Origin of the sequence: Cytobacillus firmus (assembly GCF_023715565.1) — a bacterium.
Classification (GTDB): Bacteria; Bacillota; Bacilli; order Bacillales; family Cytobacillaceae; genus Cytobacillus; species Cytobacillus firmus_C.
Window position 1 is genome coordinate 1 of sequence record NZ_JAMBOJ010000112.1, and the last position, 5,020, is coordinate 5,020.

Here is a 5,020-nt window from a genome sequence, read left to right on the forward strand (position 1 = left end):
ATTGTCAAGATTTAGGTTAAACTGTAATTGAGTCATAATTAATTCCTCCAACTTGTTTTTCGTAGCTGATAACATTGTTGACCAAAGGAATTAATTTGACTCATTTTCTTTTTACACAATTATATGGTCTTGACCAGGCATCCGCAACAATGGGAGTTTATCCCGCTCTTAAACTACCAAACGAGACAGGTACCTGAAAAAACGGGAGTTAATTCCTGCTCTTTACCTACCAAATGGGACAAGCACCTGCAAAAACGGGAGTTAATCCTAGCCGTAACAGTTAAATAGACATACTTCACAAAGATAGGCATAATTAAGAGCCCCCAACAGGAATTCGCTCCTAATAAAAGTAACTTAATAGTATAACCAAACAATCAGGAGGCCATATGAAGTCAAGAACCGAAACCGAGATGATGAATATGATTTTAACAGCTGCCAAGGATGATGATCGCGTCCGTGCGGTTATTTTAAATGGATCGCGCGCGAATCCTAACGTAAAGAAAGATATCTTTCAGGATTATGACATTGTGTATATCGTGAGGGAAATGGAGTCCTTTACCTGTGATCATAGCTGGGTGGACGTGTTTGGCGAGCAAGTGATGATGAAGATGCCGGATGTGAAGGAGTTTGCTGATCTGTGCAATGAGTTTTGGTGGATTAAGATGAATGTCAGTAAAGGACTCTGGCGCAGGGAGCTGACATACGCGATGTTTATGCACGAGCAAATCAACCGCAATGTGCTGATAACCATGCTGGAATGGAAGGCCGGCATCGCAGCCGATTTTACAAAAAGCGCAGGCAAAGCCGGCAAGTATCATCCCGATTTTCTTCCTGCCGGGGACTGGGAACAGTTTCAGGCTACGTACTCAGACGCCGAATTTGAACACATCTGGGATGCCCTTTTTACCATGTGCCCCCTTTTCAGAAATACTGCTATTGAAGTGGCAGAAAAGCTCGGCTTTGAGTACCCATTTGAAGATGATAAGCGTGTGACTGGATTCTTAAAGCATGTCCGCAGGCTGCCTGAAGACGCAAATTCCATCTATTTAAAAATCCCCTTCCTCAGGGGATTTTTTCTAGTTATTATTCAATTCAAGTTGTTCGAAAGCAGACCAATTCACCATTTTTTCCAGAAGAATGGAGATCAGGACGCCCATCAGCAGCCCGTTTGAAATGAATGGCTGAATCAATACAGGGAACTCGGCGAACACGGCAGACGGTGTATTCATCAGACTGATTCCGATCAAGACGGGTGCCGCTAAACGGAAGATGGTGTCTGAGTTGAACACTTTTCCGCTTAAGCTGTTGAAAGCAGTCCCGAACAGCTGCAGATACGCGACAAACAGCACGGCGTTCCCGACTGTTACCGGCATGCCCGCGAGCCATGAGCCCAAGTGTGGAACCAGGCCAATTACAGTTAAGAGTGCTCCCCCAATGAAGAATGGTGTTCTCATCAATACGCGCGTACTCTGCAGGAATCCGATCGATGAAGTGAATGGCGTATACGGCACAAGACCAAAGCCGCTTCCAATCACGGTGAAGACCGATGTGATAAAAATCGAGCCGCGGTACTCGCGTTTCCCGGATTCCTTTTTAAACAGACGGTCACCGGAACTGATCGAAGCGACTGTATTGCTCAGGTTCATCAGACACGCAAAGAATGCTACTGCCACAATTCCGATTTCCAGGTTAGGCTGTCCCAGCGGAAAGAGTGTAAAGCCCACTTCTCCAGATGCCGTCCCCTGTACCGCTTCACCAGCAAACAGGAGATCATAGCCAATCCAGCCAGCCAGCAATCCTATTAAAATTGAAAAATTACTGATGAGCGCGTTCCCTTTTAATTTTAATAAACTCACAAAAATGACGAGGGCGAAGGAATAAAGCGTAATCGGCACATCAATGGTGCCCTGCTCGCCGACCTTCATCATACCTTTGAAAAAAATGAAAATCAGCTGGAAGGTTAATAGAAACAAATAAACGGACATCACCATCGGGCTGAAAATCGACTTCAGCAGTGAAATGCCGTTGAATGCTGCGAGAATCAGCGTGACTCCCGAAGCGAGCATCACCCCTGTCGCAATTCCGCCACCGATTTCTGTAAAACTCATGCCAAGGGAGGATGCCGACAGCCCAAGATTTAGGATGACTCCCCACAGCAAGCCGGAATGGCCTTCCATGAGTGGATAGCGATGCCCTATCCAGCCTTGAAAAATGGTCGCCAGCCCCGTAAAAATAAGCGAGGCTCTCAGCATCATCGCAATCGTTTCTCCCGGAAGCCCGAAGACGGTTCCTACTGAGATCGGGACCATCACGGTATTTGCAAAAATGAAAAATAGCCATTGAACAGAAGAAAATATCGTCACGGTACCAAACCGTTTATCCAAGTTGCCAACACTTCTTTCTATTATTTCGTTACTCTAAAAATAAACCAGCTATTATTATAGTACAAATCGTGAAAAATTTCTTTGGATTTTTCTTGAAGATGGACGAAGCTTACCAAAAAAGGATCAGGAAGCCTCCGGTTCATCAAAAAAGTGCTGCGGGAAGGCAATCTTTTCTATATAAGAGATTTATAAATATGGACAGACAAATCCCAATTTAAAAATAATATTCAGTAAAAATTGTATTGAAATGAATGTAGAAAATATGTAGAATGCCGATCTGGACCAGCAGTTTCATAGTAGCCTGCCTCTTATAAAATTCAATTCATTCAAACCTTATGGAGTTGATTCGACAAAATTCGGGTGGTGCCTGTCACCAATTTTTTTTTATTTTTTGAAACCGAAAGGGGTGTTTCGTACGTCTAGATGTCAGAGACTTTTTTAGAAGGAAGGTTATGGTGTGATAGAAGTTAGAGATTTAAGCCATGCGTTTGAGATTGGCAAGAAGGATAAGAAGTCGGTTATTCCTGTATTGGAGGATGTTTCTTTTTCAGTGGAGAAAGGAGAGATTGTTACGATTGTTGGCCGGAGCGGTTCCGGGAAGTCGACTCTTTTGAATATCATCAGCGGTTTTATTAAGCCGAAGAAAGGAGAGATCTGGATACAGGGTGAAAAGGTCAGCGACTACAGCGAAGGCAGATTTTCTGATTTCCGCCTTAAGAGTCTCGGATTCATCTTCCAGAGCTTTCAGCTGATTCCGAGCATGACGGCTTACCAGAATGTCGAGCTCCCTCTCATTCTTAAAGGGATGACAGAAAAAGAAAGACAGCAGAAAACCGAAGAAACGTTAAAGCGTGTTGGCCTTAGCGAGTATAAGGATCATTATCCAAGTGAGCTTTCCGGCGGACAGCAGCAGCGTGTCAGCATCGCCCGGGCGCTCGTTGTCAATCCTCCTCTCATTCTTGCAGATGAACCGACAGGGAGCCTGGACAGTGAAACAGAAAACGAGCTGCTACAGTTTATTCAAGAGCTGAATCGTGATCTGGGCATTACGTTTCTGATAATTACTCATGACGAAAAAGTGGCAGCCATCGGCCATAAGACAATTGAAATCACAGATGGAAGGGTTATGGAGGGTGTAATGGCATGAAATTGAAAGATCAATTCCGGTTTGTAAGACAAAATATGAAAAAGAATAAAACAAGGCTGTTTATGACAATTTTAGCTACAGCCATTGGGTGTACCTTTCTGATTGTGCTGGCATCCGTCGGATTCGGCCTGCATAAATCGATTATTCAGGATGTAATGGAAGACAGTCTTGTGACCGAAATTCAAGTTCACGGCAAGGAAGAGGGCGAAGGAAATTATCAGGGCGTCCAGGATAAAGATATCCAGTATTTCAAAGAAATCACCGGGGTAAAAGCAGTCACCCGCAAGCAATCCCTGCAGCAAACCCCGACTTATAAAACAGGGGAATATACTGTTCAAACAGAAACCGTTTCGGCTTATTTTCCCGAAGAAGCGAAGGCAGGGTTCGAACTGTCTGAAGGAAGGCTTCCTGAGAAAGAGAATGAAGTAGTAGTGGGCTCCTCCTTTGCAGACAACCTGGCAAAGGAACCGAAAGAAGGAGAAAACGCCTTTAATGAGGATGGCTCCATGAAAGAGGAATACGCCTACAAGGGTGAGCTAGTAGGAAAGAAGTTTGAAATGGAAGTTATTAAAATGGAGGATGGCAAAGAAATCAAAAAGTCCATTCCCCTAACCATAACCGGGGTAACGAAAAAGCCTTCTAAAGAATGGCTGCAGATCCAAACGGTCTTCATTTCCGAAGACCTCTTTAAAGAAGTGGAAACGTTCACCGGCACACCTGCCGGCAATCCGGAGCAAATGGAAGAAGCTCCTGTGGATACTGGAAGAACATACGATAAAGTCAGCCTATATGCTAAAGATGTCGAGGCTGTTACAAGCATTAATGAAACATTAAAAGACGGCAATTATATGGTTTATTCCATCGTGAACGAGATGAAGCAGATCAATATGGTGTTTACGATCCTAAAAATTGGCCTTCTCTTCATCGGAACAATAGCTTTGATCATTGCCTCTATCGGTATTTATAATACGATGACCATGGCTGTTACGGAGCGTGCCCCCGATATCGGCATTATGAAAGCAATCGGTGCCCATCCGAAAACAATCAAGCGGATTTTTGTCCTGGAAAGCAGCTATATCGGCTTGCTTGGTGCCCTATTTGGCACCATTGTCGCTTATGGAATCAGCTATGCAGTCAACCTGGCCCTTCCGCTCGTGCTGGAAATAGTATTTGAAGAAGCCCCGCCAGAGGGCCTCATGCTTTCCTATATTCCATGGTCCCTGACGCTGATCAGTGTAGCGATTTGCCTGACCGTCACCATATTCTCCGGCTGGCGTCCAGCCAAGCGCGCAACACAGGTGGATGTGTTAAAGGCATTGAGACGGGAAGTCTAATAGAAAAAGCATCGCCCACAGTGGCGATGCTTTCAGACTGTCGACAAACTCGATGAAAATCGTACTTGTCGGGAGTCTTTTTTGATTTAAAATAGAAGTAATACAATGCTTGAGGTGATTAATATGCTTTCTAAACATAATCCAATTCAACGGGA

General features: G+C 44.4%; 3 protein-coding genes and 1 pseudogene. 3 read left to right on the forward strand and 1 reads right to left on the reverse strand.

Features of this window, described 5'->3' with window-relative positions; translation table 11 throughout:
* Positions 1-386: 386 nt before the first annotated feature.
* A pseudogene (locus M3205_RS24815) lies at positions 387-1,046 on the forward strand (aminoglycoside 6-adenylyltransferase); the annotation flags it as partial.
* 30 nt (positions 1,047-1,076) lie between these two features.
* On the opposite strand, the gene M3205_RS24820 reads toward M3205_RS24815, so the two are convergent.
* A complete protein-coding gene (locus tag M3205_RS24820; RefSeq protein ID WP_251172315.1) occupies positions 1,077-2,384 on the reverse strand; it encodes a uracil/xanthine transporter in 1,308 nt (435 codons plus the stop codon).
* Positions 2,385-2,841: 457 nt separating this feature from the next.
* On the opposite strand from M3205_RS24820, the gene M3205_RS24825 reads away from it, so the two are divergent.
* Together M3205_RS24825 and M3205_RS24830 are read left to right on the forward strand one after the other, a co-directional pair.
* Positions 2,842-3,531, forward strand: a complete 690-nt coding sequence (locus M3205_RS24825; protein ID WP_251172316.1) for an ABC transporter ATP-binding protein — start codon at positions 2,842-2,844, stop codon at positions 3,529-3,531.
* Positions 3,528-4,865 (forward strand): ABC transporter permease, encoded by a 1,338-nt coding sequence (locus M3205_RS24830; protein ID WP_251172317.1) that lies wholly within the window; start codon positions 3,528-3,530, stop codon positions 4,863-4,865. Before M3205_RS24825 ends, M3205_RS24830 begins: the two co-directional genes overlap by 4 nt.
* The last annotated feature ends 155 nt before the right edge of the window (positions 4,866-5,020 follow it).